This is a genomic window from Marivita sp. S6314 (assembly GCF_023015985.1).
In the GTDB taxonomy this organism is placed as follows: domain Bacteria; phylum Pseudomonadota; class Alphaproteobacteria; order Rhodobacterales; family Rhodobacteraceae; genus Marivita.
The window spans coordinates 1-491 of sequence record NZ_JALKAO010000029.1 but is presented as its reverse complement, the minus strand read 5'-3'; the positions used below and the strand labels follow the sequence as shown (position 1 = coordinate 491).

The following is a 491-nucleotide window of genomic DNA, read 5'->3' as shown; positions in this document are numbered from 1 at the left end:
TAATCAAAAACAACCTCATGGGTGAGGCCGGCGTAAACCAAATATCCACCTGTTGAGTGCACAACCCCCTTGGGCTGCCCGGTCGAGCCCGATGTGTAGAGAATGAAAAGGGGATCTTCGGCATTCATTTCAGCAGGTTGGCTGACATCTGACGCCTCGAGCGCCATTTCGTTGTAGTCATAGTCGCGCCCGTCGATCCAGGTGGTCTGGCCACCGGTGCGCTTGACGACAAGGCATTTGACACTGTCCTTGCAGTGCAGCAGCGCCGCGTCGGCATTGGATTTGAGCGGTGTCTTGCGGCCCCCGCGCGGGGCTTCGTCGGCGGTGATCACCACCTTGGCGTCCGACCCGTTCACTCGCGCCGCCAGCGCATCGGGGGAAAAGCCGGCAAACACAATCGAGTGGATCGCACCGATCCGCGCGCAGGCCAGCATGGCATAGGCGGCTTCGGGGATCATCGGCAGGTAGATCACCACCCGGTCGCCTTTGCG

General features: G+C 60.9%; 1 protein-coding gene. It reads right to left on the bottom strand.

All coding sequences use genetic code 11. The features are described 5' to 3' along the window. On the bottom strand, positions 1–491 hold a 491-nt coding region (locus MWU54_RS18865), incomplete at both ends, for an AMP-binding protein (RefSeq protein WP_247086759.1).